Raw genomic sequence first — 24,195 nt, 5'->3', positions numbered from 1 at the left:
CACGTCTAAAGATGAGGCCGGTCAAAGTGCTGACAAATCGAACGGGTGATGCCCGCATCGCCAGCATCAGTCAGCAAAATTTGCTGTGCCCCTAGTGCTTGGAGCGTGGCAACAATGCGTGGATGCGGCGCGAAATACTGTACTGATTGTAGCCTGTGCTGCGCTAGCTCTCCACCTATGTGAAATAAGTGTTGTGCAGCTTCTGAGCTGGAGATGATTAAACCATCACAACCGCGTGTTAATTGTGTCAATAATTCACTTGCATTCCATGCTGGCGGCAATCGCTGGTAGCAACTAATCAGGCTCAGTTGCGCACCTGCGGCGGTCAATGCGCTCGGCAGTAGATCACGCCCACCTTGGCCACGGAAAATCACGATGCGCTTGCTCGCCAAGTTTTGCAGCTCAGGCATGGCCAGCAGACCTTCGCTATCAAATTGTTGTGGTGGGCAGATGATCTGCTCAACACCCAATTCTGCGGCACGCTTGGCGCTGCCAGGGCCGACTACCGCGACGGGCAAGGTGGCGGGCCAAGGGGCGGTTAGTTGTGCAAAAACCGCATCGAGTGCCGATGGGCTGATGAAAATCGCCAGCTCAAAGCTTGCCAGTTGTTGCAGTGCCACCGTTAATGGTGCGACATCGGCCGGCGGGGCAATGTCCAGTAGGGGCAATTGCAACACCTCGGCGCCTTGCGCGCTCAGTGCACCACTGAGTGCTGCTGCCTGTGCCGCTGGGCGTGTGACCCACAGCCGGCGGCCTTGCAGCGGAGCTTCATTGGAATTAGTCATGCGCCAGTTGTTTGAGAATCTCGCGGGCGCCTTCAGTGCACAGTAAATCGGCCACGGTACGGCCTAAACCATCGGCTGCGCTAAACGAGCCATTGGATTCTGCGGTCACTACTTGCGAGCCATCGGGCATGGCGATCAAACCGCGCAGGCGCAAAAAGCCATCGTCACTGGTGGCATAAGCCGCGAGTGGAATCTGGCATGAACCATTAAGGCGGCGTGATAAAGCACGCTCAGCTTCAACCGCGGCGGCCGTGGCGACATGATTAAATGGTGCCAGCAGCTCGGCTAAATCAGCGCGATCGCTGCGGATTTCCAAGCCCAAAGCGCCTTGGCCTGGCGCGGGTAGGCTTATTTCTGGGGATAATTCACTGCGAATTCGATCGCCCAAACCCAATCGTTTCAGCCCTGCGGCCGCCAAGATAATGGCATCAAATTCACCGTCATCGAGTTTGCGCAGACGGGTGTTTACATTGCCGCGCAGTGGTTTGATGGTGAGGTGTGGGTAGCGCATCCGCAGCTGGCTTTCGCGACGCAGGCTGGAGGTGCCGACGATTGCGCCTTCGGGTAATTCATCCAGATTGGCGTATTGGTTTGAAACAAACGCATCGCGTGGATCTTCGCGCTCGCCGATGGCGGCGATGCTAAAGCCCTCGGGCAGCACCATGGGTACGTCTTTCATTGAATGCACGGCCAAATCGGCGCGGCCATCTTGCAAAGCCTGCTCCAGCTCTTTGACAAACAGTCCTTTGCCACCGATTTTATTGAGCGTAACGTCTAAAATCCGGTCGCCCTGCGTGGTCATTCCCAATAGCGCGACTTCCAGCTCAGGATAGGTCTGCTCTAGCCATGATTTTACAAATTCGGCTTGCCACAATGCCAATGGGCTTTCCCGAGTAGCAATTACGACTTTCCGTAAATTGGTCGATGCGGACATGGGTATACCTCTGAGCATTGGCAAAGCAGGCAGTTTACCATGTGCGTTTGGCTGGTTGAGCAAGCAGGCGAACAAGTGATAAAACAAAACGCCCACAAGCGCTACACTTGGGGCGTTCAGGGGGGGCTCTACCTGATGATTATTTCGTAGTTTTCTCGTCGGGTTTGAGATCAAACTCCAGAGCACCTAGCTCATCATTGCTGCTAATGGCCTGCAGATTGAGTTCTTCCACTTCAAATTGTGGCGTTTGTTCTTCCAGTAATGATAGATCAGGCAGTGTGTGACCCGCATCAAGGTTAGGGAGCTCGATCGAGTGATCGAGCTCGGGCGGGCTGGCTGGTTTAATCAATAGTGATTCATATTGAGGTGGCACGCTGTTGCTGGGTGATAACGACACCATCATCGACAAATCGGGGCTGATAGGTGCTTCAAGATCCAACTTCAACTCCTCGGCAATTGGTGCCGTTTCGCTTAGGCCAAATGCATGGGCATAACTAGCCGTATGTAGCTGAGGGGCATTAGCTGTGTGGCTTTCACGCAGATACAGCGGGTTTTCCGGGTCGAGTTTGGCTCCAATATTGCGTACTAATTCCCAATCCGCCTCATCATGCTGAATGGCTTTCAAGTTTTGAGCCAGATGTGCATATTCCGATTTCATCCCTTGTTGGCGGAATAAGCGGAACAGCATTAACCAGCGCTCAATGTCTTCCGGATCTTCATCAATGCAGTGATACAGCACATCAATCGCATCCATGACTTCGCCTTGCGCAATCAGCATGTGCGCGCGCGCCAAATCATTCGGAGCGGTTTCTTCAACTTCAATGCCGTGTGGTGTGCCACCCAAATGCATCATCGACATCATGGTATTGCGGCTTAACAGGCCCGCTGGTGCTTTAAAGGTTGGGTTTGGGCCAAACTGGGTGAAATCTTGCTCGGTGTATTCATTGCGTTGCCATTGTGAGCGACGGCGTGTGAACCACCAGCCTGCGCCCAATGCGATCAGCAGTACACCGATTGCGCCACCCCACAACAGATAATCTGGCTCAATACCGTCTTCGCTAGATTCGCGCAGGACGGGAGGCGTGGCTGGTGCTGCATGTGCAGGTACCGCTGCGGAAGCTGCATTGACCGCGCTGGCAGGATGAGCCGTTGCCGGTGTGCTTAGTGTATTGACTGAGCTAGCCGCGACCGTACTGGCTGCATTCATTTGGGCCAGCCGGAGATTGAGCTGAGTAATCTCTAACTGCATTTTTTCCTGCAATGCGTTCAGCTCAAGGACTTTTTGCTCCAGTTCACGAGTGTAATCACTGCTACTTGCTGGCGATGTTTTAGGTTTTGCAATCGGGGCTTGTGATTCACCATCCAGTCGTAATAGGCCGGATTCCTGCTTGCTGGTTTTGCTTGGAGCTTTTTTGCTGGAGCGTAAGCGATCGGGAATCACGATACTCGTTCCGGCAGCAATTGGGGTGTTATCGCTATAACCCGGATTAACGCTAATGAGCTTATTGAGATAGCGCGGGTATTGCGGTGTATTTTCTGGGTAGTACTTTTTAGTTAGCTCAGCCAGTGTTGTGGCTTTTTTGACCGTAATGGTTTGTGGGTCGCGATTGGGTAAATCGGCCACAGCAGTGCTGGGGCGTGGCTGCGGAGCCGGTTTGGCAATGGTGAGCTGTGGTGCTGGTTTGGGCTCATTGAGCGGCGCTACATTCAGAAATGCAGTAAAAGCGCGTGAAAGCTGCACCCCGTTGCATTCGACCTGAATTCCAAAACCCACTGTGGGTTCACCAATAGATTGTCGGGAGCTAATCAGCAACACTCCACCATGATCACCACGGCTGCTTAGGCTGATGCTGGCATTTCCCAGCGTGGGTAAGTCATTATGCGCTTGGGTAAGGGTCAGGCAATCGAGGGTAAGGCTCTCACCCGCATTGGTTTTATAGGGGACTACCGCACGAAAAGGCTGACCAACGTACGATTGCAGCTCAAGCTCCCCAAGGGTTAAGGCATTTACACCTGCTGGATATATCAGCCCGATCAGTGCTAATCGGCGAACCATGGGTTTGAGGGCGGTGAGTGTGAATAGCTTCATAGCGTTTTACTGGCTAGCCAAATTGCATGGCCGATTTATACCAGAATTATGCTTTTATGACACAGAAAACTGCATAATTGAAAGCTATATGCAAAGCTAAATCATTAAATTATAAAGCACTAATTTAAATTGCTCAGGCCGGAATTGAAAACCATGCCCAATTAAACTTGGGCCACTGTATTTTGTGATGCTGATTAAAATTGGGCAATATTCAATAAGGTTTTACGGCTGAGTCGATAATAGGCAACGGGTGTTCGCATGGATTGGGTTGGGCCTTGTTGAGGTGCGCGCGGGGTGCTGATTAAGATTTGCCAACCACTTTTGAGTGCCAAGAGTCGGGCGTTAATTGCCGCAATAGTAGCTTGCGGATTTTGTACCGCATACAAACTAATTAATTCGGCACTCGTAGTTTGACGCTGTGAGCACAAATGCTGATACACCGCGGTTTGTAGCGTATCGAGCCCTAAGCTGGCGGCATTGTAATCAGGGGTAATTTGAAAGTGAGCCATCTAGCTTCCGTGGAGTGGGTGACCAGTAAGGTCATGCAATAATTATATTTTGGCGCCGGCCAGTATCAGTGCAGGCCTAGTGCGCCGACTTTGCCAGTATTTTCCCAGCCGCATACCAGGTTGTTCAATCCAGCGGAAACTCCAGCGAGCACATAGCAACACGCCAGCAACGATCAATAGCAATAAGGCATTATTGAGGGCGATACTGCCACTATCAATGTAGCGCACCTGCCCGACTTGCTTGAGCCAAGCGGGATAGTAATGCGCAAACAATACATTAACGATATACAGCAGAATAAAATGTACCAGATAAATCGAAAATGACCACTGGCCTAGTTTTAAAAAGGGTTTATGTTTCAGCCAGGCAGAGATTTGGCCTCGTTCACCCGCAAAAATAAGAATTGCCGCCGCAAAACCCCAGGTTGCCCAATAACTTTTGTGCGGATATTTCATGGCAACCATAAAATACAGTGCTAGCAGGGTCGCCGCTTCTAATAGGGTGGCCCAATGGCGAGCCAGATGCAATTGCCGGATGCGTAGATGTAGCGCGTAAATGGTGGCGCCAAGGAAAAAGCAGGTTAGTCCGCGTAAGCCGGGGCTATTGGCAATTTGGGTGTTCGCCAGTAGTGTGGTGAGCGAGCACAAGGCTACTAAGCCTGCGAATACCGCCGTGCTATGGCGATTAGCCCACAATACAATTAGCCCAAATGCGATGTAAATATAATACTCAACGCTAATGCTCCAAGATGGGCCATTAAACGAAAATAAGTTTGCATCGGGCAGCCAGCCTTGCAGCAGCAAAGCATTGTAAACCCACTGGGTACGTACCCCTTCGCTCCAGAATAAATCGGGTAAATCTTCCACGGTGAATTCAGCAAACAGTACCGGGCGCAAAAACACCAGCGCCGTCATCAGTAGCAAGGTAGCAAAATGCAAAGGCAAGATGCGGCAACTGCGGCTAATCATAAAATCGCCAAAGCCTGCGCCATTCATGCTGCGCTGGTAGTAGCGATGCGCCATGACAAAACCACTCAGCACGAAAAAAAACTCGACTAGCAGCCCGGCGGAGCGGAAAAACCGCCATTCACCGACGCTTTGCCAGATATGCAAATGAAAAAGCACGACGGATAGGGCGCATAGGCCACGGAAACTATCCAGAACGACAAAACGTTGAGCTGCAGCAGGGGTCATACGACGGAGTTCAATCGACTAAAGCAGGCCAGAATCAGCCAAAAGCAGTATTTTAGGCGTAAGCCGCCAGTAGCGGGAGAATGAATGCGCGACTAGCAGCGGGAATTCCGATTAGCGGAAAGCCGCCGTCCCACGCGTGGCATGGGGGTCATAAAAAAACCAGCCCAATTGGGCTGGTTACTTGTGCTCGGTGTGGGCTTACTGTTTACCCATCGCGTGGGCTAATTGAGCTGCACTTTTCTTGGTGATTTTGTCGATTTCTTTTTCCAGATAATCCAAGGTAATGGCTTTATCTTTTACCTTGGTTTTGCGGGTTTCTTTTAAATTCACAGCGCCAGCCAATAGTTCGCCGTTACTAGCGTCTTCGAGTTGAGCCATGGTACCAATTCGCAGGAGGTACGGCTCTTTGCCGATTGCCATTTTGGCGATATTGATCGCGGCTTTGGCGGGTAATACATCAATTAAATCCAGCCCTGGGCGGGTTTGGGCCAAGCCCGTCACCGCAAAACGCAGGCGCAAGGTGTTAGCGTCGGCTTGTTCTACAACTTTAATACCTTGCTTTTGTAGCTCGATGCTCAGCTTGGCTTTGAAGTAATTGGCAATTTTGCTTTCTTCATTCGGCTGTAGTAGCTCCCATTGCTGATCTTGACCTTGATGCAAAAAGAGTGGGGCTTCAACAATCACTTGTTGGTATTGGCTGAGTGTCACGCCGGGCTTGAGATAAATCCGTTGGCTAGGGTCTTTGGCATCAAGTTGATAGGCCGAGAGTGGAATGGTGAATAAATTATCGCGTACAGCATCGGTTTCGGTATTTGCACTCACCCATGGGCTAAGTAGCAAGCTGGCGCTCAGCAGAGTAGCGCGAAGCAGATGTTTCATAATGTATCCTTTTATTATTTCGACGCCTCAGTTGACGTCGTAAGCATGATGAGTAAGCCCATAAGTTGGGTAATCTATTTTAAAGTTCAATGTCAACTATTACCATTGCAGCATGATTGTGCTGACCAAGCGCGTGCGATGTCTTTGCTCGGTGTAGGCTGCGTGCTTAATTTAAATGTGCAGGGCTGCCTGAATCGCGCAAATCTTTGAATAAGGCTTTCCACTGTGGATCTTTTGGCAGGGCTACTGCGGCATCATTCAGAAAGTCGAGCAAAGTAGCTTGATTCGGTGCCAGAAAAAAATGTCGTTCAACCAAGCCGCGTGGCGTTGGCGCAATATACAACCAATGATCCAGATCGGTGATCTGCTGGCGATAGCTACCCAGCGAGCTGGCAGAAATAAAGGTCGCATCAATACGATGCAAATTGAGTTTTTTCAGATTGCTCAACACGCTGTTGGCGTCCTCACGGGTGATTTTCCCCTGCGCAATATCTGACTCGAAATCTTCCAATTGTCGGCCGATTACTGCCCCAACCCGTAAGCCATATAACGATGCTGCATTTTTAAACTCAACTGGTTTGCTCCGGTGGCTCACAACCAAGTTCACGTCCTGCATATACGGTTTGGACCACAGATATTTCAACTGCAAAGGATCATGGAAAAATACTGGATTGGCCCATGCCACCACCCCTTGCCACTGTGCTTGGTGCTCGATTACAAGATCTAAGCGTTTGCGCGGTAGCTGAGTTGGCACAAATTGATAGCGCCCAGCGGAGCGGTCGCTGAGCCAGTTGGCCAGTTTTGTTGTGAGATTGGCCGGTTGGTCGAGTGCAAACGGAGGCTCATCGTAGTACGTATAGAGTGGAATTTGCTCAACCGCGTGCGCACTCGATTGCACGCATAGCCAAATCAGCGCAATGCGGGCAATGCATTTAATGGTCTGTCGTAAGCGAAAGCGTTGCATTCCTCACCCCCGTCATCCGTTCTAGCATAGGCTAATTACATTGCAACGCAGCAATGCGGGCTAGCAGAATTTAAGTAGTCGTCAGCGAGATTTTTGTTTGGGTATTGCTTTGTAGCCTATTTTTGGCTTTGCTTATAGAGGTATACAGTGCTGGGTATTGACCTCTGTAGCTATAAAAAAGCCGCCAAATATCGGCGGCATAAGGTGGCCGTGTCGCAATCAAGTGCTTGCGTTATGCGGAATCAGGACGTGAGCCGTGATGGCGCATACGAAAAATATCATCCCCGCACCGCCCATAATCCAGCGATCAATTTTTTCGTCCCGTTGGTAAATCATCAGTGGCACGGTGATAAAACAGGCAACGCTCAGGGCATATAAAATAATCGCAAAGGGTGACATACAGTTTCTCGATGGTGGGTAACGCTGATATCGACAAACCCGCCATTCCAGAGTTCTGCCGCGTATGCGGCTTTGCCCAATTTTTTAGGAGAAGAGCTTTTTTTCCAAAAACACCTCAGCAGTTGGGTTGTCGTTGTAGCGAGTAATATCGTAAAAACCGAATTTTTGGTATATCGAGAGCGCCGATGCTGCGTTGCGCATTGTATCGAGCCGAATGATCTGCCAGCCACGTTGAGTGGCTGCTGCCATCGCGTGTGCCATTAGCTGAGTGCCAACTCCCCGTCGCTGGTGGCTCGGTAAAACAAAAAAGCGTTTCAGCTCCGCAATGCCTTGTTCAGCATCGAGCAAGCGTAAGCCAATGGTGCCAATGATTTCGGTGTGCGCCAGTAGTACCCAAAATTCGCCCCCATTATTCTGATAGCTGGTTTGAATGTCGCGTAGATCAGCGGGCAAATGCAGCCGATCAAATGTCCGCCCACGCGACGCCTGCATGATGGCGAAAAAATCGAGCAGTTGTGCTTGCAAAGCGGGGGTATAGGTTTGAAATTGCATGGTCTTATCAGCATTCAATAGCGCATAGCAGAACAAGCTATTGAAGCACGCCAGATATGCGGTGCATAGCATTCGTTGATGCTGGTGGGCTGCCGCAGTCGAAGCGGCTAGAATGCGTTTCACCAAAAAAAAACCGCCAAGATTGGCGGTTTTTCTGTGCAGAAAGGGCTAGCTTGCACTTATTTTTTGGCGCTGCATTTACCTGCTTTGGCCATATTCAAGAGGGCAACATCCACTTTGCCTTGCTCTTCAGATATTTGCTCCAAGCCTGCACCACCCACAAAAACGCCCATCTTCATGTACTGGCGGACAAAATAATGTTTGCCCGCTTCAGACGTTAGCTCCAGCGAATTGGCTGAGAACTCTGATTCAGTATCAATCTTGTGCGTTTTACCGCCGTCTACCTCAGTATAAAAGAACACCTGCGGCGCCGATTCGCCCAAACACTGGCCGTCCACCCAAAGATCTTTTTTGATGGCCGCACCAAAGTTGCTATTGCGATACACATAAAGTCCAGCTTTGCCTTCGCTCGGTGCTTTAAATAGCTTGGCTTTATCGGATTCTGCTTTGGGCACCATATCCACTGAGGCGCAGCCAGTAAATAGCAGGGCCGTGAGTAGGGCAAGGGTAGTTGTGATTTTCATTTTGTCTATTTCTTCTTTTTGGAAATCATTCAGTTAAACAAGGGTTTGTATGTGCCGAATGATGGATGCGAGAAAATTGGCGGATATTTGCCGCCATTGCCGATGCAAATAAGCCGTTTTTGTGGCGAAGATCGGTAGGTAAATGGTACTACGGCAAGTGTGTTTACCGGTACTTTTGAGCCTATCTTGGCATTGGTCTGCAACAAGCAAGCGTGGCGGGTGAAGTTCGGGGAGCTCAGCGTAGCGCTGTAAATCTTGGGCTTGATGAATTACAGGTAAAGAAAAACTGTGGCAGTACTTAGCAGAAAGCGTAACCCAACAATTAGCTCGGGTTACGCTGTGCGAGTTTATTCAGCGGCTGCCAATATTTCTTTTTTTACTTTGAAATATTCATTATCGCGGGTGTTTTTCTGGATCGCGATGGCTGCAAATAGGCTTAATCCATAAGCCATGCCATAAAATCCTTTTTCACTGAGCGTGATGGTTGCGTTAAATAAGCCAATACAAAGCAGTGAGATTGCAGCAATAAAAGAAAACCAGCAAATGCCATAATACATTGCGTTAAATGGCAATCCCTCCAGTTTATCCCGTACTGTTTTCTGTAAGGACACCGCCGCAAACAATCCAAACAGTAAAACGGTTAGGTAATAGCCTTTTTCGTTGAGCTGCATCGCCGCGTTGTTCAGCCCGATGAGATAGGTCGTCACCCCTGCACAGAATGCCAGCCATGAGGCCGCAACAAATGCAGATGAAGTTTTAGTGTTTGTACTCATTGCAAATCCCTATATTGAGAGTAAGTATTTCATCGTGTGATTGTAATGTTCTGTATAAAAATATTGCAACAAAATGTCATAGTTGCTGGTGTGATCTGAAATATTGACAGTGATTTTTTTGTCAGAGCCTGCTGCACGCTTAGATTCTGCCAATCCATGCTGGATGCCACATTGCAGGCAAACCACTATAGTTCGCGCCTAGCCGAACGCGGGCCACAACCCGCCCTATACGGCTATCAAAGTGTCCTGAATGCGTCGCACCAATAAAAAACCGCCAAGATTGGCGGTTTTTTATTGGCTGAGTGACTTAGGGGCCACGTCAGCAAAGTACTAAAACGTGGCCTAGTTCGCAGCTTTAGCAGCGCTGTTTGCGGCGACGTACCACGCACAAACCCAGCAAGCCCATGCCCATTAGCGCGTAGCTTTCTGGTTCGGGCACTGGTGCGGTAATCGCTTGCGGTACAAAATGTCCACCCAGCTCGCTGTCATTGAGGCCAAACACGTAAAACTTATTTTGCCCCGCCACGCCGGATACAAAATCATTGTCATTGGCGACCCACAATGTATGCAGGGTTTTGCCTTCAAATGTCACATCTTGACCGAATGCGTAGCCTTCGATTTTGGCGGGAACTTGCGCAGCGGTGAGGCCTGCGCCGCCTTCATTGCTTGGCTTGGTTAGCATGGCAACGACATCGACCGTGGCCGTTGGCGTTTTGCTGACCAGATATTTGCTTAGATCACCTTTGGTGCTGTCATTTGGAATTGGCGTCGCCCCGCTGATGTCGATGCGATAGCCTTTTTTCACCGCAGCGGCGCTGCCGTCGCCCAAACCTTTGCCGTCACGTTCATCAACTAGAAACTCATGGTCATTGATCGCGACGATCTCGCTCACGCCTGAGCCATCGGTTAATTTATAGGCAAATTGTTTGGTCTCGCCGGTGGCGACATCGACGGTCACAATGCGCACTTGGCCTTTATTATCTTGCAGCAAGGGTGCTTGCATAATGCCGACCAGCGTTTTGCCATCGGGTGTAATGGCCAAGCCTTCCATGCCTTTGTTGGCAACGCGGCCGCTGGTGTTCACAGGTTTGTCTTCCGCGGCGGTGGTTGCGCCCAAGGTTTTTACCGCCAGACTGCCGGGCAATTCAAACGCCTTAATCCGCTCGCCAGTCGCACGATCAAACTGATACACATACGGGCCGTATTCATCGGACACAAATACGCTTTTACCATCGGCAGATACACGCACGCCTTCCGGGTCAAAGCGGGCGTTATTGCTATTGTTCGAGCCTTTGCTGGCGTCAAAGGCATCTGAGCGGCCAGTAAAATAATTGCGACCGCCTGTGTTGTTCAGGCCCGCAGTATTCGGTGTGCCTGCCGTGCCGTAATTGAGCTTGTCGGCTGACCATAACAAGGTGGTGGAAGCGAGCTTGGCATTAACCTGAAATGGCAAAGCGCCCGCTTGGGGATTGGCTTGCAGCGACATATTCAGCGTATGAAAGCGCGAAATATAGCTGCTCGTCTCGTCTACCTTGTTATTCCATGGCGTTGCATTCGGGCCGCGATCTGGCGTGGCGATAAAAGTATTGCCGCCAGCCCAGGCAAAACCCGATCCCATGCCACCCAGAATATTGGCTGGCAGGCCGTTTTCCAGTGTGCCAGTCAGGCCAGATAGATCGGCCGAACCGCCAATTTCACCAATGCCCAGCAGGATTGCAGCATGGGCAGGAACGGCTGCACCAGCCAGTACACCAGCCAGCAAGATCGGTAATACGCGTAAACGAATCATTTCAGACATCCTAAGTAGCTTGTTTTTATATAAGAAAGTGCATGCTAAGGGGCTGAGATGACATGACGGTTAAACGCCAAATTTAGAGGGGAAATCCCGCGGTTCTAGGAACGAACCTCGGCTGACACCGGTTGACCGTTGCGGTGATGGTCATTCACAACACGCGGTGATAGGGCTTGGCACTATTGCAGGTGCAAATTTAGCTCAGAAGGAGCATCTTTATGAATAAATACTCAGTGCATTCTCGTCGATTGAAGCGTATTGCTGGCGTCTAGCCTGCCGCACAGGCAAAAACTAAACGGCCAGCAGTGCAGATTGGGAAGTCAGAATGGCTGGAGTTAGCCAAATCAGCTTCAGCCACATGCCATCTGCGCGGCGTATTACGCTTTATTGCTTGCCCATCGCGTGCGCCAGCTGAGCGGCATTTTTCTTGGCGAGCTTGTCGATTTCTTTTTGCAAATAGGCCAAGGTTACTTCTTGATCTTTAACCTTGGTTTTGCTGGTTTCCTTCAAGCTCACAACGCCTGCCAGTAGCTCGCCGCTGTTGGCATCCTCAACCTGTGCCATGGTGTGCACCATCAGTAAATATGGCTCGCGGCCAACGACCCGTTTCGCCAAATTAATTTTGGCCTTGGTTGGTGCAAAGTCGGTTAATTTGCGATCCGGCCGAGCTTGCCCCATACCTGTGACTGCAGAGCGCAAGCGCAAGGTATTAGCATCAGCCTGCGTCACTACGCTAATCCCCAATTGCTGTAGCTCCGCGCTTAATTGGCGTTGGAAATATTGAGCAATTTTATTCGCCTCAGTCGGCTGCAACAGCTCCCACTCGTGTTGCTGGTTTTGTTGCAAAAACAGCGGTAGCTCAACAATCACCTGCTGGTACTGATTCAGTTGCGCGCCAGATTTGAGGTACAGCCGTTGATTGGGGTTATTCGGATCTGCTTGGTACGATGAAAGTGGAATTGTAAACAAGTTATCACGCATCACTTCCGCATCCGTATTCGCCCACACGGACTGCCCCAGCAGCATGCTGGTGCTGAGCAGTGCAGCGCTAATTAGTTTTTTCATTACAAATCCTTGATTAAATTTGTGCATGGCTCTGACACGTGATGGAAGAGTAGGGATATTCGGGGAATTTGCGTTGAATTTCAATATCAATTGAAGTGGTAATTTGTGCGAATTCGGTGAACCGGCGGTTTCGCAGGCCGGACGAGCTAGGGGCGAGTCTTGCTTCGCCACTAGTAACCCCCGTGCGCCCGATCGCCGCGAAACCCCGTCCGTCCGGCAATTGGCAAGGCGCCGCAAAACTCGCTGCGCGCTAGCGTCGCGCTGCTCAAACAGGTTGCGGCTTAAAACCTCACCATGACTTTTTCAAATGGTGCGTCTCCACGGGCAATCCGTTCTAATTGGCGAATGGGTATGCCAATAGAAGCTTTATTTAATAATGGCTAAAAGTAAATACCGCTATGCAGTATCTGTGATTGTAGCGCTGCGCGTTTCTCCTACAGCTGCACCGAGCGAGGATGTGGTGGCTGTTTGGTGATTGCATTGCCTGCTGGCGCAGGCGGTGAACCGGCCGTTTCGCCGGCCTAACGAGCAAGGGACGGGTCTTGCTCCGTCCCTTGCAACCCTCGCGCGCCCGATCGCCGCGAAACCCCGTTTGAAAAAGCCACGGCGAGGCGCCGCTACAACTCGCAGCGCGCTAGCGTCGCGCTGCTCAAACACAACGCGGCTTAAAACCTCGCCGTAACTTTTTCAAACGGCGCGTCTCCACGGGCAATCCGTTCTAATTGGCTGTGGGGGTATATCAACCAAAGCAATAATCAGTATATCAACCAAAGCAATAATCAATTTAGTCTTCAGCGCAACACTGTGGCAGGTATATGCATAAATCGTTGCTCTGCGCCAATTCCCCTACATCAGCGCCGAGCGAGGAACAAGCGGCAAGGGGTTTCGGCGAGCTCTGTTTTGTTAAAGCCCGCCGCCTTGCCGATTGTCCGCAGCGAGGGCATCGGCGCAGCCGACGCAGATGTGGGGTCGCCTTCCTTTGCTGACTTTCCTTGGCGAAGCAAGGAAAGTCAGTGCCGCGGCGCACAGCCGCCAATCCGTGGTGGATGACAAGTTGAAAGTAAAGAAAAAAAGCGTAGGGCGTGGTTAGGCTAAGGCGTAATCCGCCAATCAGGATGTGAATCAACAAACATTTATCAGCGCGGGTCACGACCCGCCCTACACGGCTGATTTTTTAATTGTTTTCATTTTTTTCTCCAGTTTCGCAAGGCTTTTTCTTGTCTTCAATGGAGGATTGGCATCCTAAATAGATATATTTTTTTGATCTGTAACCGTAAGTTCGATAAAAATGTACAGATCCAGATTTGGATTCAATTATTAGATTGCAATAATCTTGATGACACGTTGTGTCATCCACCTTTGCGCCAATGTATGACCCAAGGTCACCTGCAAAACAGTATTGACCTCTGCGCATTAAAAATATTGAAGCTTGAAGATTTTGTGCGCCAAAATATTCAGTCGCGATGTAGCCTTTTTTTCCACTTTTGCTTAATTTTATTGGTGATATTTTTATCTCTCCAATCGTATCTATGCGAATGCCTTCTACCCCAGGTGGTTTTTCGAAGCACTCCTGTGAGTGTGCAGTTGTATTAATAAAAGAAAAAGCCGTAAATAATAAAGTTAAGATTTTTATCAACTTATTACCTTTGATGTGGGCTTTGTTAATGGAATGGACTCATTTTTCCTGAAATGGGATCAATGCGCTTCTTCCCAATTCTCCCCAACCCCCACTTCCGCCAATAAAGGTACTTTTAGCGTCGCCACGCTTGCCATAATCTCCGGTAATTTGGCTTTCACTAAGTCCAATTCAGCCTCAGGCACTTCCAAAATTAATTCATCATGCACCTGCAACAGCAGACGGCTGCTCAATTTTTCAGCAATCAACCAATGATTCACCGCCACCATCGCCAATTTAATCAAATCCGCTGCTGTGCCCTGCATCGGCGCATTGATCGCTGCGCGCTCGGCCCCCGCGCGTTGCGCGCCGTTGGATGATTTGATCGCCGGCAGCCACAGGCGGCGACCGAAGACGGTTTCTACATAGCCGGCATCGCGCGCGGCGGCGCGGGTGACTTCCATGTATTCGGCCACGCCGGGGAAGCGGTTGAAGTAGCGTTCGATAAAGGTTTTCGCCGCTTCGCGGGTGATTTCGAGCTGGGCGGCCAGACCAAACGCGCTCATGCCGTAGATCAGGCCAAAGTTGATGCTCTTGGCGTAGCGGCGCTGCTCGCTGGTGACTTCATCAAGGCTGACGCCAAACACTTCGGCGGCGGTGGCTTTGTGAATATCCAGCCCCTGCTCAAAGGCGCGGATCAGCGCGGCATCGCCCGATAGATGCGCCATGATGCGCAGCTCGATCTGCGAGTAATCGGCCGACACGATTTTGCAGCCCGCGGGCGCGATGAAGGCTTCGCGGATTTTGCGGCCCTCGGGTGTGCGCACCGGGATGTTTTGCAAGTTCGGGTCGGACGAGCTCAAACGCCCTGTGACGGCGACGGTTTGGTTAAAGCTGGTGTGCACGCGGCCGGTGGCGGCGTTGATCATCAGCGGCAGCTTGTCGGTGTAGGTGGATTTCAGTTTACTCAGGCTGCGGTGTTCGAGCAGCACTTTCGGTAGCGGGTAGTCTTTGGCCAGCTCGCTGAGCACTTCTTCGTCGGTCGACGGCGCGCCTTTCGGGGTTTTTTTGATCACCGGCAGTTTGAGTTTGTCGAAGAAAATCTCGCCGAGCTGTTTGGGCGAGCCAAGGTTAAACGGCTGGCCCGCCAGCTCGTAGGCTTGCTGTTCCAACTCGATCAGGCGCAGGCCGATGTCGTGGCTTTGACGGTTAAGTTTGTTCGCATCCACCAAAATACCGTTGCGCTCCATCACGTACAGCACTTGGCGCGATGGCATTTCGATGTCGCGGTATACGTAGTGCAGCCCGGCATTAGCTTGCAGGCGCGGCAGTAGGGTATGGGCTAGGCGGCCAGTAATATCGGCGTCTTCGGCCGCATACGCGGTGGCGGTATCCAGATCGACCTCGGCAAAGCCAATCTGCTTGGCGCCTTTGCCGCAAATGTCTTCGTATTTAATCGTGGTTTCGCCTAGCTCGCGCGCGGCTTGGTCGTCCATATTGTGCTTTTCGTGGCTGGCGAGTACATAGCTCATTAGTAGGGTATCGTCGGCGATACCGGCCAGATTAATGCCTAAGTTCGCCAAAACGTGCTGATCGTACTTCAGATTTTGGCCGACTTTTTTATGGTCGGCGGATTCCAGCCACGGTTTCAGTTGTGCGAGCGTGTCGTCAAACGGCAGTTGCTCCGGTGTGTCGGCACCGTGGTGTGCCAGCGGCAGGTAGGCGGCTTCGCCGGCTTGCACCGAGAACGACATGCCGACCAAGCGCGCCTGCATTTGATCGAGGCTATCGGTTTCGGTGTCGAACGCAGTCATGCTGGCGGCGCTGATTTTGTCTATCCATTTGGCCAGCAATTCGGACGTGTTGATGCATTCGTAATGGCGCTCAACGGGGGCGGCAGGAATGCTTGATACTTCGGCAGGTATTGCCTCATTAGGCTCGTCACCAAAGAGGTCTGAGGTGATACCCTTAGGTGTTTCGGGTTTGGCGGCTTGGCCGACTTTGCCTTCCATCTCGCGTACCCAAGTGCGGAAATTAAAGCGGGTAAACAGTTGCAGCAGCGTCGCACTGTCTTCAGTTTGATATTTCAGATCGTCGAAACCGTTTGGCAATTCGCTGCTTAGATCGACATCGCATTTGATCGTCACCAGCTCTTTCGCAGTTGGTAGCCATTGCAAAGTGTCGCGTAGGTTTTGCCCGACCACGCCTTTGATTGCGTCGGCGTTGGCGATGATGTTATCGAGGCTGCCAAATTCGGCTAGCCATTTAGCCGCCGTTTTCGGGCCGCATTTCGGTACGCCCGGCACGTTATCGACCGTATCGCCGATCAGTGCGAGGTAATCGACAATCTGCTCGGGCCAGACGTTAAATTTGGCAAACACGCCGTCGCGGTCGAGTACTTCTTCGGTCATGCTGTTTTCGATGCGCGCGTAGTCATCCACCAGCTGCGACATATCTTTATCGCCAGTCGACATGATGGTGGTGATGCCTTGCGCGGAGGCTTGGCGCGCCAAGGTGCCGATCACATCGTCGGCCTCAACGCCTTCAATCATCAAAATCGGAATTCCGAACGCGGCGACGGCTTGGTGGATCGGTGCAATTTGCACGCGCAGCTCGTCCGGCATCGGCGGGCGCTGGGCTTTATATTGCGGGTAAATGTCGTCGCGGAAGGTTTTACCTTTAGCATCGAACACGCACGCGATATAATCGGCGTGAGTTTGTTGGCGCAGCTTTTTGAGCATGTTCACAAAGCCAAATAGCGCGTTGCTCGGCGTGCCGTCCGGTGCGGATAGCTCACGAATGGCGTGAAAAGCGCGGTAGAGATACGAAGATCCGTCGATTAAAAGCAGCGTCGCCATGCGTGAGTTCTCTATACTGTGATTGGGTGTGCCGCCCATTATAAACGAGCTATTAACCTGTTAAGGGAGTGAACCATGCGCCATTTACTGATTGCGATGTTACTCGGTGCCGCGATTGCACCGACTTATGCCGAAGTGGTGGCTGACATGCCGCCACCCATGCCAACCGAAGATACCCCTACTTCAGTTGAGCAAGGCCCTGAAGTGCGCATCATCGAAAAAGCGGATGCCACGATTGCCGAATACCGACTGCACGGCAAGTTGTACCAAGTGAAAGTAACGCCGAAAGTGGGTAAGCCCTACTATCTGATTGATCCAACCGGCAAAGGCCAATTTATGCGCCGTGATATTGGCGAGAATATCGCCGTCCCAACGTGGGTATTGCTGGAATTTTGAGATAAGTGAATGTCTGTTTTTACTACTGTTAGCAGCGACGATTTAGCCCCGTTTTTAAAGCGCTATTCTTTGGGTCAATTGGTGGATATCAAGGGTATTGCCGCCGGAGTCACCAATACCAACTACTTTGTGACCACTACCCATGGGAAGTATGTGCTGACGCTGTTTGAAACACTGCGTGCGGATGAGTTGCCGTATTACGTGAATTTAATGGTGCACTTGGGCCAGCACGGCATTGCGATTGCGGCACCAATTGCCAATTTAAGTGGTGAATACATTGATGAACTCAATGGCAAGCCAACCTTATTGGTGCCCTGCCTGCCCGGCGCAGTAACCGACAGCCCGAATGCCGCCCAATGTGCGCAAGTGGGCGAAATGTTGGCACAAATGCATTTGGCTGCGGCGAGCTACAGTGGACAAATGGCCAATCCACGTGGTCCGCAATGGTGGTCAGCCACCGCGCACGATATGTACCCCTTCATGGGCGAAGCCGAGGCGGCTTTGCTGCATGCCGAAGTACAGCTGCAATCACAGCATAAATTCGATCAATTGCCGCGCGGTGTGATTCACGCCGATTTATTCCGCGACAACGCCTTGATGAATGGCGACTTGGTGGGTGGTTTTATCGATTTTTACTACGCCTGCAATGATATTTTGCTGTACGACTTGGCGATTACGCTCAACGACTGGTGCGTGCTGCCTGATGGCGATATCGATGCCGAGCGTGCCCAAGCGATGTTGGCTGGTTATCAATCAGTTCGCCCACTGACCACCGACGAAGTGGCTGACTGGCCGATTATGCTGCGTGCTGCGGCGTTGCGCTTCTGGGTGTCACGTTTGCTCGATTTTCACAAGCCAGCGGCGGGTGAAATGACTTTTGCTAAAGACCCGGGGCATTTCCAGCGCGTGATTGAGCATCATAAACAACGCAGTGATTTCTGGCTTTCATGATGATGTACCCGTGCCGCGATAGTTAAGATTGTGGCGCGTATGCCAGTGTTGATGGCACGGGCTGAGGATAGTGAATGAGTTTTTTAGAGCAATTGCGTGAATGGCAGGCTTCGCATGCCATCCTGTTTGGCGCCGATACGGCGCCTTATTGTTTGGATCAGCGCCGTCGTTATCAAGGCCAGACCTTGGCCGTTGCCCGCCCTAATTCGACCGAGCAAGTGCAGCAACTGGTGCGCCTGTGTGCCGAGCACCAGATTGCGATTGTGCCGCAAGGGGGCAATACCAGCCTGTGCGGCGCGGCGACGCCACTGAACGATGGGCAATCGCTGATTATCTCACTTGAGCGCATGAACCAAATCATTCAGGTTGATGCCGACAATAATACGATCACAGTGCAGACGGGCGTGACGCTGGCGCAAGTGCAGCAAGCTGCGCTGAATGTAAAACGGTTATTTCCCGCTAATTGGGCCGCAGCACAAAGCTGCCAAATCGGTGGTGCGCTGGCGACTAATGCCGGCGGCGTGAATGTGCTGCGCTACGGCAATATGCGTGAGCTGACGCTAGGGCTGGAGGTGGTGCTGGCTGATGGTGAGGTATGGAATGGCTTGCGTGGGCTGCGTAAAGACAATACTGGCTACGATCTCAAGCAATTATTTGTGGGCTCGGAAGGCACACTCGGCCTGATTACGCAGGCGGTATTGCGGCTGTATCCATTGCCCACTGCGCATGCCACCGCCTTGGTGGCGGTGGATCATCCGGCGGCGGCGGTTGAGTTGCTGCGTGGCTTGCAGGCCGAAGTGGGTGATCGGGTTACGTCGTTTGAGCTGATTTCGGCGCCGTGTCTTGATTTGCTGCATCTGCATTTTCCACGCCTTGCCCAGCCATTTCAGCCAACTCCGGCTTGGTGCGTGCTGATCGAGCTGTCCGATGGCGGTGACTCAGCAGCGCTTACCGATCGTTTGGCGGAATATTTATTTGCGCATGGTTGTATGGATGCCTATGTGGCACAGAATTTGAGTGAGGCTGCTGCTTTCTGGCAGTTGCGCGAATCAATTCCTGAAGCACAAAGGATTGACGGTGTAAGCATTAAGCACGATATTAGTTTGCCCATTGGGGCAATACCTGACTTTCTTGAAATGTGCGATGCTGAGATGCTTTCAGCATTTCCCGGTGCCAAGATCGTGGCGTTTGGTCATCTGGGTGACGGTAATCTACATTACAACTTGTTTTTGGCGGATAAAACCGCAGGCGTGTATGAGCAAGAGCAGGCGGTGAATGAGCTGGTATACCGCCATGTTGCCAGCCACAATGGCAGCATCAGTGCCGAGCATGGCATTGGTCAGCTCAAGCGCGAAACGTTGCAGCAGGTCCGTTCTGAATTAGAGCTAACTCTAATGCGCCAGATTAAGCGCTCGCTGGATCCGCAAGGCCTGTTTAATCCGGGCAAGGTTTTATAACTGATAACAATGACACGGCAATCGGTGCTGCTTGCCGCGCAACTTCTGATGGTTAAGGCTTCTGATGACACAAACGAACTCCACCACCGCAGGGCATGAATTTGGCTGGCATGTGTCTGAAAGTCAGGCGCATTTTGACCCGCTGCTCGATTGTCTGGTTGAGTTGACCCGTTTGCACGGCGATCCGTGGACCGCGCAAGCCTTAGCTGCCGGTTTGCCCTTGGTTGAAAATCGTCTAACACCATCTTTGCTGCCACGGGCTGCAGCTCGCGCGGGTCTGTCATCCCGCGTGCTGCGCCAAGGGCTCAATGAAATTCCCACACGGCTCTACCCAACAATTATTCTGCTGCACGATCAGCGTGCTTGCGTGCTGCTGGAAAAATTGCCAGATGGCCGTTTTCGCGTACGCATGCCAGAAACCGGTGAAGCCGTAGAAACTTTTACCGAAGCTGAGTTATCGGCACTGTACGCAGGGATTGCGATTATTGTTCGCCCGCGTTTTCGTTTTGATTTGCGGACCCCTGAATTGGGCCAAATTCGCGAACGGCATTGGTTTTGGGGGGCAATGTATGACAACTGGCGGATTTATCGCGACGCCTTGATCGCGGCTTTGTTGATCAATATTTTTGCGTTGGCAATGCCGCTGTTTTCAATGAATGTCTATGACCGTGTGGTACCCAATCATGCGATTGAAACGCTGTGGGTACTGGCCTTGGGTGCAGGTTTGATCTTGGGCTTTGATTTTGTGCTGCGCACTGCACGGGGTTATATCCTCGATGTGGCATCCAAGCGGATCGACGTATTGCTGTCGGCCTTGATTATGGAGCGGGTTTTGGGCGTAAAAATGAGCGCCAAACCTGCTTCAGTGGGCTCGTTTACCGCTAATTTGCGTGCGTTTGAATCGGTGCGAGACTTTATTGCCTCGGCGTCGATTACCACCTTGGTCGATTTGCCGTTTGTACTGATCTTCTTTTTGGTATTGGTCTGGATTTCACCTTGGCTGGTGCTGCCGCCTTTGATTGGTGCGATTTTAATCGTGGCTTTTTCCTGGTTGGCACAGGCCAAGATGAATCAAATGGTCGAGCTAACCCAGCGGGCGAGTGCCCAGCGCAATGCTACGTTGGTGGAAAGTATGGTGGGGCTGGAAACCATCAAAATTATGGGCGCCGAAGGTGAAATGCAGCGGCGCTATGAGCGGGCAACCCGTTTTCTGGCGCAAATTGGTGGCCGTTTAAAACTGCTATCAACCACTACGGTTAATTTTGCGCAGGCAATTACGCAGCTCGTGTCGATTGTGATTGTGATTGTTGGCGTGTATCTGTTGGTTGATGGTCAGATTACGATGGGGGCGATTATTGCCGCTTCCATGCTGGCCGGGCGGGCGATGGCGCCTTTGGGGCAAGTCGCGGGTTTATTGATGCAATATCAGAATGCCAAAACCTCGCTCGGGGCAGTAGAAAGCCACATGAAGTTGCCGATTGAGCGCCCAGCCAATAGCTCATTTTTGCACCGTGAATCATTCCGTGGCGAGATCGAGTTTCGCAACGTGACGTTCAAATATCCCGATCGTGACGATATTGCGTTAAAAAATGTCAGCTTCAAAATGTTGGCTGGCGAGAAAGTGGGCGTGATCGGTAGAGTTGGCTCTGGCAAAACCACGATCGAAAAACTAATTCTGGGGCTGTATCAGCCTACCGAGGGCGCAGTGCTTGTCGATGGGATCGATACCCGTCAAATTGATCCTGCCGAATTGCGCCGTGCGATTGGGTTTGTGCCGCAAGACCCGCTGCTGTTTTATGGCACGCTCAAACAGAATATCGCGCTTGGCAATGCTGCCGCCGACGATGCGCAGGTATTGGCTGCCGCTGAATTGGCAGGCATTGCCGAGTTTGTGAATGCCAATCCGCGCGGATTTGATATGCCAATTGGTGAGCGTGGCGATTCGCTGTCAGGCGGCCAACGACAAGCGGTGTCGATTGCGCGGGCGATTTTGAATGATCCTCCTATGTTGATTCTGGATGAGCCAAGCAGTGCGATGGATCATCAAAGCGAAGAGCGTTTGAAGCAACGCTTGCGGAGTTATTTGGCAGGTAAATCCATGTTATTGGTAACGCATCGTACGTCTTTGCTTGAGTTAGTTGATCGCTTGATCGTGATTGATCAAGGTCAGTTGATGGCAGATGGTCCGAAAGCGCAGGTGGTTGAGGCCTTGCAACAAGGCCGGATTGGTAAAGCAGGGGGGCGGCATAATGCAGACGCCTGTGAATTCACCTGTGATGGTCAAACCTAATTGGTTTAAGCGTACTTGGTCGCGTATTAGTCAGCTGTTCGATGCATTTTTCGATCGCTATATCTTTTTTGCCGAAGAAAAAGATCTGATCGACGATAGCGATTACATCGCCGATGCTAACCTCACGATTGTTGAGCAAAGCCCTCACGGTGCACGGGTTTTGATTCGTGTGGCGGCGCTGGCGGTTTTCGTGCTGCTGATTTGGGCGGCATTTGCCAAGCTCGATGAGGTGACTAAAGGCGAGGGTAAGGTCATCCCATCCCGCCAACTGCAGGTTATTCAAAGCTTGGACGGCGGTAGCGTGCAGGAGATTCTGGTGCGCGAAGGCCAGCAAGTAAAAAAAGGCCAGTTGCTTTTGAAGATTGATCCAACCCGCTTTGTGTCGACCTTGAAAGAGAGCAATGCGCAGGCGCTGTCTTTGCAGGCCAAAGCCGCACGACTTGATGCGCTGGCCAACGGAACTAGCTTGAATATGCCAGCTGAGGTGGTTAGCCAAGCGCCGCAAATCGCTGCGCAGGAAGAAATGCTGTATCAATCCAAGCGCTCAGAGCTGGATGCTTCGGTGGGCATTGCACGGCAACAGCTCAATCAGCGCACGCAAGAACTCAACGAAATCCGTGCGCGCCGTGAACAAGCAGCGCAAGGTTACGAGTTAACCAAGAAAGAGCTTGATGCCACACGGCCATTACTCAAATCAGGCGCGGTATCTGATGTGGAAGTATTGCGTCTGGAGCGCGATGTTTCACGCTATTTGGGCGAGCGCGATAGTGCGGGGGCACAAATTCCACGCGTTCAGGCCGCCATCGCCGAAGCCAATCGTAAAATTCAGGAAGTCGAGCTGGTATTCCGTAATCAGGCTCGTACCGAGCTAGCTGAAACCAGCGGGAAACTGAATTCGATTTCGGCGGGTAGCGTGGGTTTGCAAGATCGGGTTAAACAATCTGAAATTCGCTCGCCAATGGATGGTACGGTTAAACAGCTCTTTGCCAATACGGTCGGTGGTGTGGTGCAACCCGGCAAAGACATCATTGAGATTGTGCCGTCAGGCGATAGCTTGGTGCTGGAAGTGAAAATTCAGCCACGTGATATTGCCTTCCTGAGCCCAAAACAGAAGGCAACCGTAAAATTTACTGCTTATGATTTCTCGATCTACGGTGGCCTGGAGGCTGAAGTGGTGCAGATTGGTGCTGACACCGTGAAAGATGAAAAAGGCAATGTGTTCTATCTGGTGCGGGTACGCACCACCGAAGGGTTCTTGGAAAAAGACGGCAAACGCCTTCCGATTATTCCGGGGATGGTGGCCGAAGTAGATGTGCTCACGGGCAAGAAAACGGTATTGTCCTATCTGCTCAAACCGGTGCTGCGTGCCAAGTCGAGTGCATTAACCGAACGATGAGTTTGCCGATCTTTTTAATATCGGACGATGTTAGCCTGCTCGCGTATTGGCAGCAGGCCTTGGCACCCAGGTCGAGCCAGATCGCCACGCAATGGCCTACTTCACCTGCCGCTTTGGTGTTGTTGGATGCTCAATCCACCCGCTATGTGTGGCCGAGTGTATTGCAGTCAGCGCAGTCGCTGAATCAGTATGTGCTATTAGCTAGCTCGCTACCCAATGATGAAGAAGGCTATCAAGCATTAAAAGCGGGGTTTAGTGCTTATTGTCATGCCTATACTCCTGCTGAGTTGTTAAAGCAGATCATTGACGTCGTCGCTGCGGGCGAGATCTGGGCGGGTCGCTCCTTGGTGCAGCGATTAGTGGGGGCACTTAATCGCTTACCTGCACAACAGCAGGTTTTGCAGGGCTTGTCCGAGCGTGAAGTGCAAGTCGCACAGCTAACCGCCAAAGGCCTCAGCAATAAAGAAATCGCACGCCAGCTTGCGATCACCGAGCGCACAGTGAAAGCGCATCTCACACAAATTTTTGAAAAACTACAGGTCAATGATCGCGTGCAGTTAGTGTTGCGCGTCAATGGTTTGGCCTAAGGCTGCGCATGCTTATCGCAGCCGCAACCCGCCGTTGATCATTTGATCGCATCGACTGTACTTCAGTAC

General features: G+C 51.6%; 20 protein-coding genes and 2 pseudogenes. 6 read left to right on the top strand and 16 right to left on the bottom strand.

From position 1 onward, the window contains the following. Positions 1-5: 5 nt before the first annotated feature. The 16 genes and pseudogenes from HZU75_RS07645 to polA form a co-directional block, all read right to left on the bottom strand. Entirely contained in the window at positions 6-785 is a 780-nt protein-coding gene (locus tag HZU75_RS07645) for a uroporphyrinogen-III synthase (RefSeq protein WP_180308539.1), read from the bottom strand. Then, positions 778-1,719: a hydroxymethylbilane synthase gene (gene hemC, locus HZU75_RS07640; RefSeq protein WP_180308538.1), complete on the bottom strand. Its 942-nt coding sequence runs from the start codon at positions 1,717-1,719 to the stop codon at positions 778-780. Before hemC ends, HZU75_RS07645 begins: the two co-directional genes overlap by 8 nt. A gap of 139 nt (positions 1,720-1,858) precedes the next feature. Further along, on the bottom strand, positions 1,859-3,808 hold the full coding sequence (locus HZU75_RS07635) for a type IV pilus assembly protein FimV (protein WP_180308537.1): 1,950 nt from the start codon (positions 3,806-3,808) through the stop codon (positions 1,859-1,861). Between the two features lie 194 nt (positions 3,809-4,002). Further along, positions 4,003-4,317 (bottom strand): hypothetical protein, encoded by a 315-nt coding sequence (locus HZU75_RS07630; protein WP_180308536.1) that lies wholly within the window; start codon positions 4,315-4,317, stop codon positions 4,003-4,005. Positions 4,318-4,359: 42 nt separating this feature from the next. Then, positions 4,360-5,508 carry an acyltransferase family protein gene (locus tag HZU75_RS07625; protein ID WP_180308535.1) on the bottom strand — a complete coding sequence of 383 codons (1,149 nt, stop codon included), beginning with the start codon at positions 5,506-5,508 and terminating at the stop codon, positions 4,360-4,362. A gap of 198 nt (positions 5,509-5,706) precedes the next feature. After that, the gene (locus HZU75_RS07620; RefSeq protein WP_180308534.1) at positions 5,707-6,387 is read right to left on the bottom strand and encodes a DUF3313 domain-containing protein; all 681 of its coding nucleotides are present in this window, start codon (positions 6,385-6,387) and stop codon (positions 5,707-5,709) included. 166 nt (positions 6,388-6,553) lie between these two features. Continuing rightward, the gene (locus HZU75_RS07615) at positions 6,554-7,351 is read right to left on the bottom strand and encodes a substrate-binding periplasmic protein (RefSeq protein ID WP_180308533.1); all 798 of its coding nucleotides are present in this window, start codon (positions 7,349-7,351) and stop codon (positions 6,554-6,556) included. A gap of 219 nt (positions 7,352-7,570) precedes the next feature. Next, positions 7,571-7,750, bottom strand: a complete 180-nt coding sequence (locus tag HZU75_RS07610; protein WP_180308532.1) for a hypothetical protein — start codon at positions 7,748-7,750, stop codon at positions 7,571-7,573. Between the two features lie 84 nt (positions 7,751-7,834). Next, on the bottom strand, positions 7,835-8,425 hold the full coding sequence (locus HZU75_RS07605) for a GNAT family N-acetyltransferase (protein ID WP_180308531.1): 591 nt from the start codon (positions 8,423-8,425) through the stop codon (positions 7,835-7,837). 56 nt (positions 8,426-8,481) lie between these two features. Then, on the bottom strand, positions 8,482-8,946 hold the full coding sequence (locus tag HZU75_RS07600; protein WP_180308530.1) for a DUF2846 domain-containing protein: 465 nt from the start codon (positions 8,944-8,946) through the stop codon (positions 8,482-8,484). A 347-nt stretch (positions 8,947-9,293) separates the two neighbouring features. Then, the gene (yiaA, locus tag HZU75_RS07595; RefSeq protein ID WP_180308529.1) at positions 9,294-9,719 is read right to left on the bottom strand and encodes an inner membrane protein YiaA; all 426 of its coding nucleotides are present in this window, start codon (positions 9,717-9,719) and stop codon (positions 9,294-9,296) included. A 355-nt stretch (positions 9,720-10,074) separates the two neighbouring features. Beyond that, a pseudogene (locus HZU75_RS17755) lies at positions 10,075-10,164 on the bottom strand (PEP-CTERM sorting domain-containing protein); the annotation flags it as partial. A gap of 102 nt (positions 10,165-10,266) precedes the next feature. Beyond that, a pseudogene (locus HZU75_RS07590) lies at positions 10,267-11,337 on the bottom strand (esterase-like activity of phytase family protein); the annotation flags it as partial. 558 nt (positions 11,338-11,895) lie between these two features. Then, entirely contained in the window at positions 11,896-12,576 is a 681-nt protein-coding gene (locus HZU75_RS07585) for a DUF3313 family protein (protein ID WP_180308527.1), read from the bottom strand. Between the two features lie 1,174 nt (positions 12,577-13,750). Beyond that, positions 13,751-14,212, bottom strand: a complete 462-nt coding sequence (locus HZU75_RS07580) for a hypothetical protein (protein ID WP_180308526.1) — start codon at positions 14,210-14,212, stop codon at positions 13,751-13,753. 59 nt (positions 14,213-14,271) lie between these two features. Then, positions 14,272-17,049, bottom strand: coding sequence for a DNA polymerase I (gene polA, locus HZU75_RS07575; protein WP_180308525.1), 2,778 nt, complete (start codon positions 17,047-17,049; stop codon positions 14,272-14,274). 75 nt (positions 17,050-17,124) lie between these two features. On the opposite strand from polA, the gene HZU75_RS07570 reads away from it, so the two are divergent. The 6 genes from HZU75_RS07570 (at position 17,125) to HZU75_RS07545 (ending at position 24,126) form a co-directional block, all read left to right on the top strand. Next, positions 17,125-17,445 carry a DUF2782 domain-containing protein gene (locus HZU75_RS07570; RefSeq protein ID WP_180308524.1) on the top strand — a complete coding sequence of 107 codons (321 nt, stop codon included), beginning with the start codon at positions 17,125-17,127 and terminating at the stop codon, positions 17,443-17,445. 9 nt (positions 17,446-17,454) lie between these two features. Continuing rightward, the gene (locus HZU75_RS07565; RefSeq protein ID WP_180308523.1) at positions 17,455-18,396 is read left to right on the top strand and encodes a homoserine kinase; all 942 of its coding nucleotides are present in this window, start codon (positions 17,455-17,457) and stop codon (positions 18,394-18,396) included. Between the two features lie 74 nt (positions 18,397-18,470). Then, on the top strand, positions 18,471-19,853 hold the full coding sequence (locus HZU75_RS07560; RefSeq protein WP_180308522.1) for an FAD-binding oxidoreductase: 1,383 nt from the start codon (positions 18,471-18,473) through the stop codon (positions 19,851-19,853). A gap of 64 nt (positions 19,854-19,917) precedes the next feature. Next, on the top strand, positions 19,918-22,143 hold the full coding sequence (locus tag HZU75_RS07555) for a type I secretion system permease/ATPase (protein WP_180308521.1): 2,226 nt from the start codon (positions 19,918-19,920) through the stop codon (positions 22,141-22,143). Then, the gene (locus tag HZU75_RS07550) at positions 22,103-23,539 is read left to right on the top strand and encodes an HlyD family type I secretion periplasmic adaptor subunit (protein WP_228028231.1); all 1,437 of its coding nucleotides are present in this window, start codon (positions 22,103-22,105) and stop codon (positions 23,537-23,539) included. Before HZU75_RS07555 ends, HZU75_RS07550 begins: the two co-directional genes overlap by 41 nt. Then, on the top strand, positions 23,536-24,126 hold the full coding sequence (locus tag HZU75_RS07545; protein WP_180308520.1) for a response regulator transcription factor: 591 nt from the start codon (positions 23,536-23,538) through the stop codon (positions 24,124-24,126). The genes HZU75_RS07550 and HZU75_RS07545 overlap by 4 nt, the downstream gene beginning before the upstream one ends. The last annotated feature ends 69 nt before the right edge of the window (positions 24,127-24,195 follow it).

The sequence above is a fragment of the Chitinibacter fontanus genome (genome assembly GCF_013423785.1).
GTDB classification, from domain to species: domain Bacteria; phylum Pseudomonadota; class Gammaproteobacteria; order Burkholderiales; family Chitinibacteraceae; genus Chitinibacter; species Chitinibacter fontanus.
The sequence above is the reverse complement of the archived record's forward strand: the minus strand, read 5'-3'. Positions and strand labels throughout refer to the sequence as shown.

Bases quoted from the DNA above. Each gene is read 5' to 3' on its own strand.
- HZU75_RS07645 (WP_180308539.1), bottom strand. From the start codon at position 785: ATGACTAATTCCAATGAAGCTCCGCTGCAAGGCCGCCGGCTGTGGGTC.
- hemC (WP_180308538.1), bottom strand. From the start codon at position 1,719: ATGTCCGCATCGACCAATTTACGGAAAGTCGTAATTGCTACTCGGGAA.
- HZU75_RS07635 (WP_180308537.1), bottom strand. From the start codon at position 3,808: ATGAAGCTATTCACACTCACCGCCCTCAAACCCATGGTTCGCCGATTA.
- HZU75_RS07630 (WP_180308536.1), bottom strand. From the start codon at position 4,317: ATGGCTCACTTTCAAATTACCCCTGATTACAATGCCGCCAGCTTAGGG.
- HZU75_RS07625 (WP_180308535.1), bottom strand. From the start codon at position 5,508: ATGACCCCTGCTGCAGCTCAACGTTTTGTCGTTCTGGATAGTTTCCGT.
- HZU75_RS07620 (WP_180308534.1), bottom strand. From the start codon at position 6,387: ATGAAACATCTGCTTCGCGCTACTCTGCTGAGCGCCAGCTTGCTACTT.
- HZU75_RS07615 (WP_180308533.1), bottom strand. From the start codon at position 7,351: ATGCAACGCTTTCGCTTACGACAGACCATTAAATGCATTGCCCGCATT.
- HZU75_RS07610 (WP_180308532.1), bottom strand. From the start codon at position 7,750: ATGTCACCCTTTGCGATTATTTTATATGCCCTGAGCGTTGCCTGTTTT.
- HZU75_RS07600 (WP_180308530.1), bottom strand. From the start codon at position 8,946: ATGAAAATCACAACTACCCTTGCCCTACTCACGGCCCTGCTATTTACT.
- yiaA (WP_180308529.1), bottom strand. From the start codon at position 9,719: ATGAGTACAAACACTAAAACTTCATCTGCATTTGTTGCGGCCTCATGG.
- HZU75_RS07585 (WP_180308527.1), bottom strand. From the start codon at position 12,576: ATGAAAAAACTAATTAGCGCTGCACTGCTCAGCACCAGCATGCTGCTG.
- polA (WP_180308525.1), bottom strand. From the start codon at position 17,049: ATGGCGACGCTGCTTTTAATCGACGGATCTTCGTATCTCTACCGCGCT.
- HZU75_RS07570 (WP_180308524.1), top strand. From the start codon at position 17,125: ATGCGCCATTTACTGATTGCGATGTTACTCGGTGCCGCGATTGCACCG.
- HZU75_RS07565 (WP_180308523.1), top strand. From the start codon at position 17,455: ATGTCTGTTTTTACTACTGTTAGCAGCGACGATTTAGCCCCGTTTTTA.
- HZU75_RS07560 (WP_180308522.1), top strand. From the start codon at position 18,471: ATGAGTTTTTTAGAGCAATTGCGTGAATGGCAGGCTTCGCATGCCATC.
- HZU75_RS07555 (WP_180308521.1), top strand. From the start codon at position 19,918: ATGACACAAACGAACTCCACCACCGCAGGGCATGAATTTGGCTGGCAT.
- HZU75_RS07550 (WP_228028231.1), top strand. From the start codon at position 22,103: ATGCAGACGCCTGTGAATTCACCTGTGATGGTCAAACCTAATTGGTTT.
- HZU75_RS07545 (WP_180308520.1), top strand. From the start codon at position 23,536: ATGAGTTTGCCGATCTTTTTAATATCGGACGATGTTAGCCTGCTCGCG.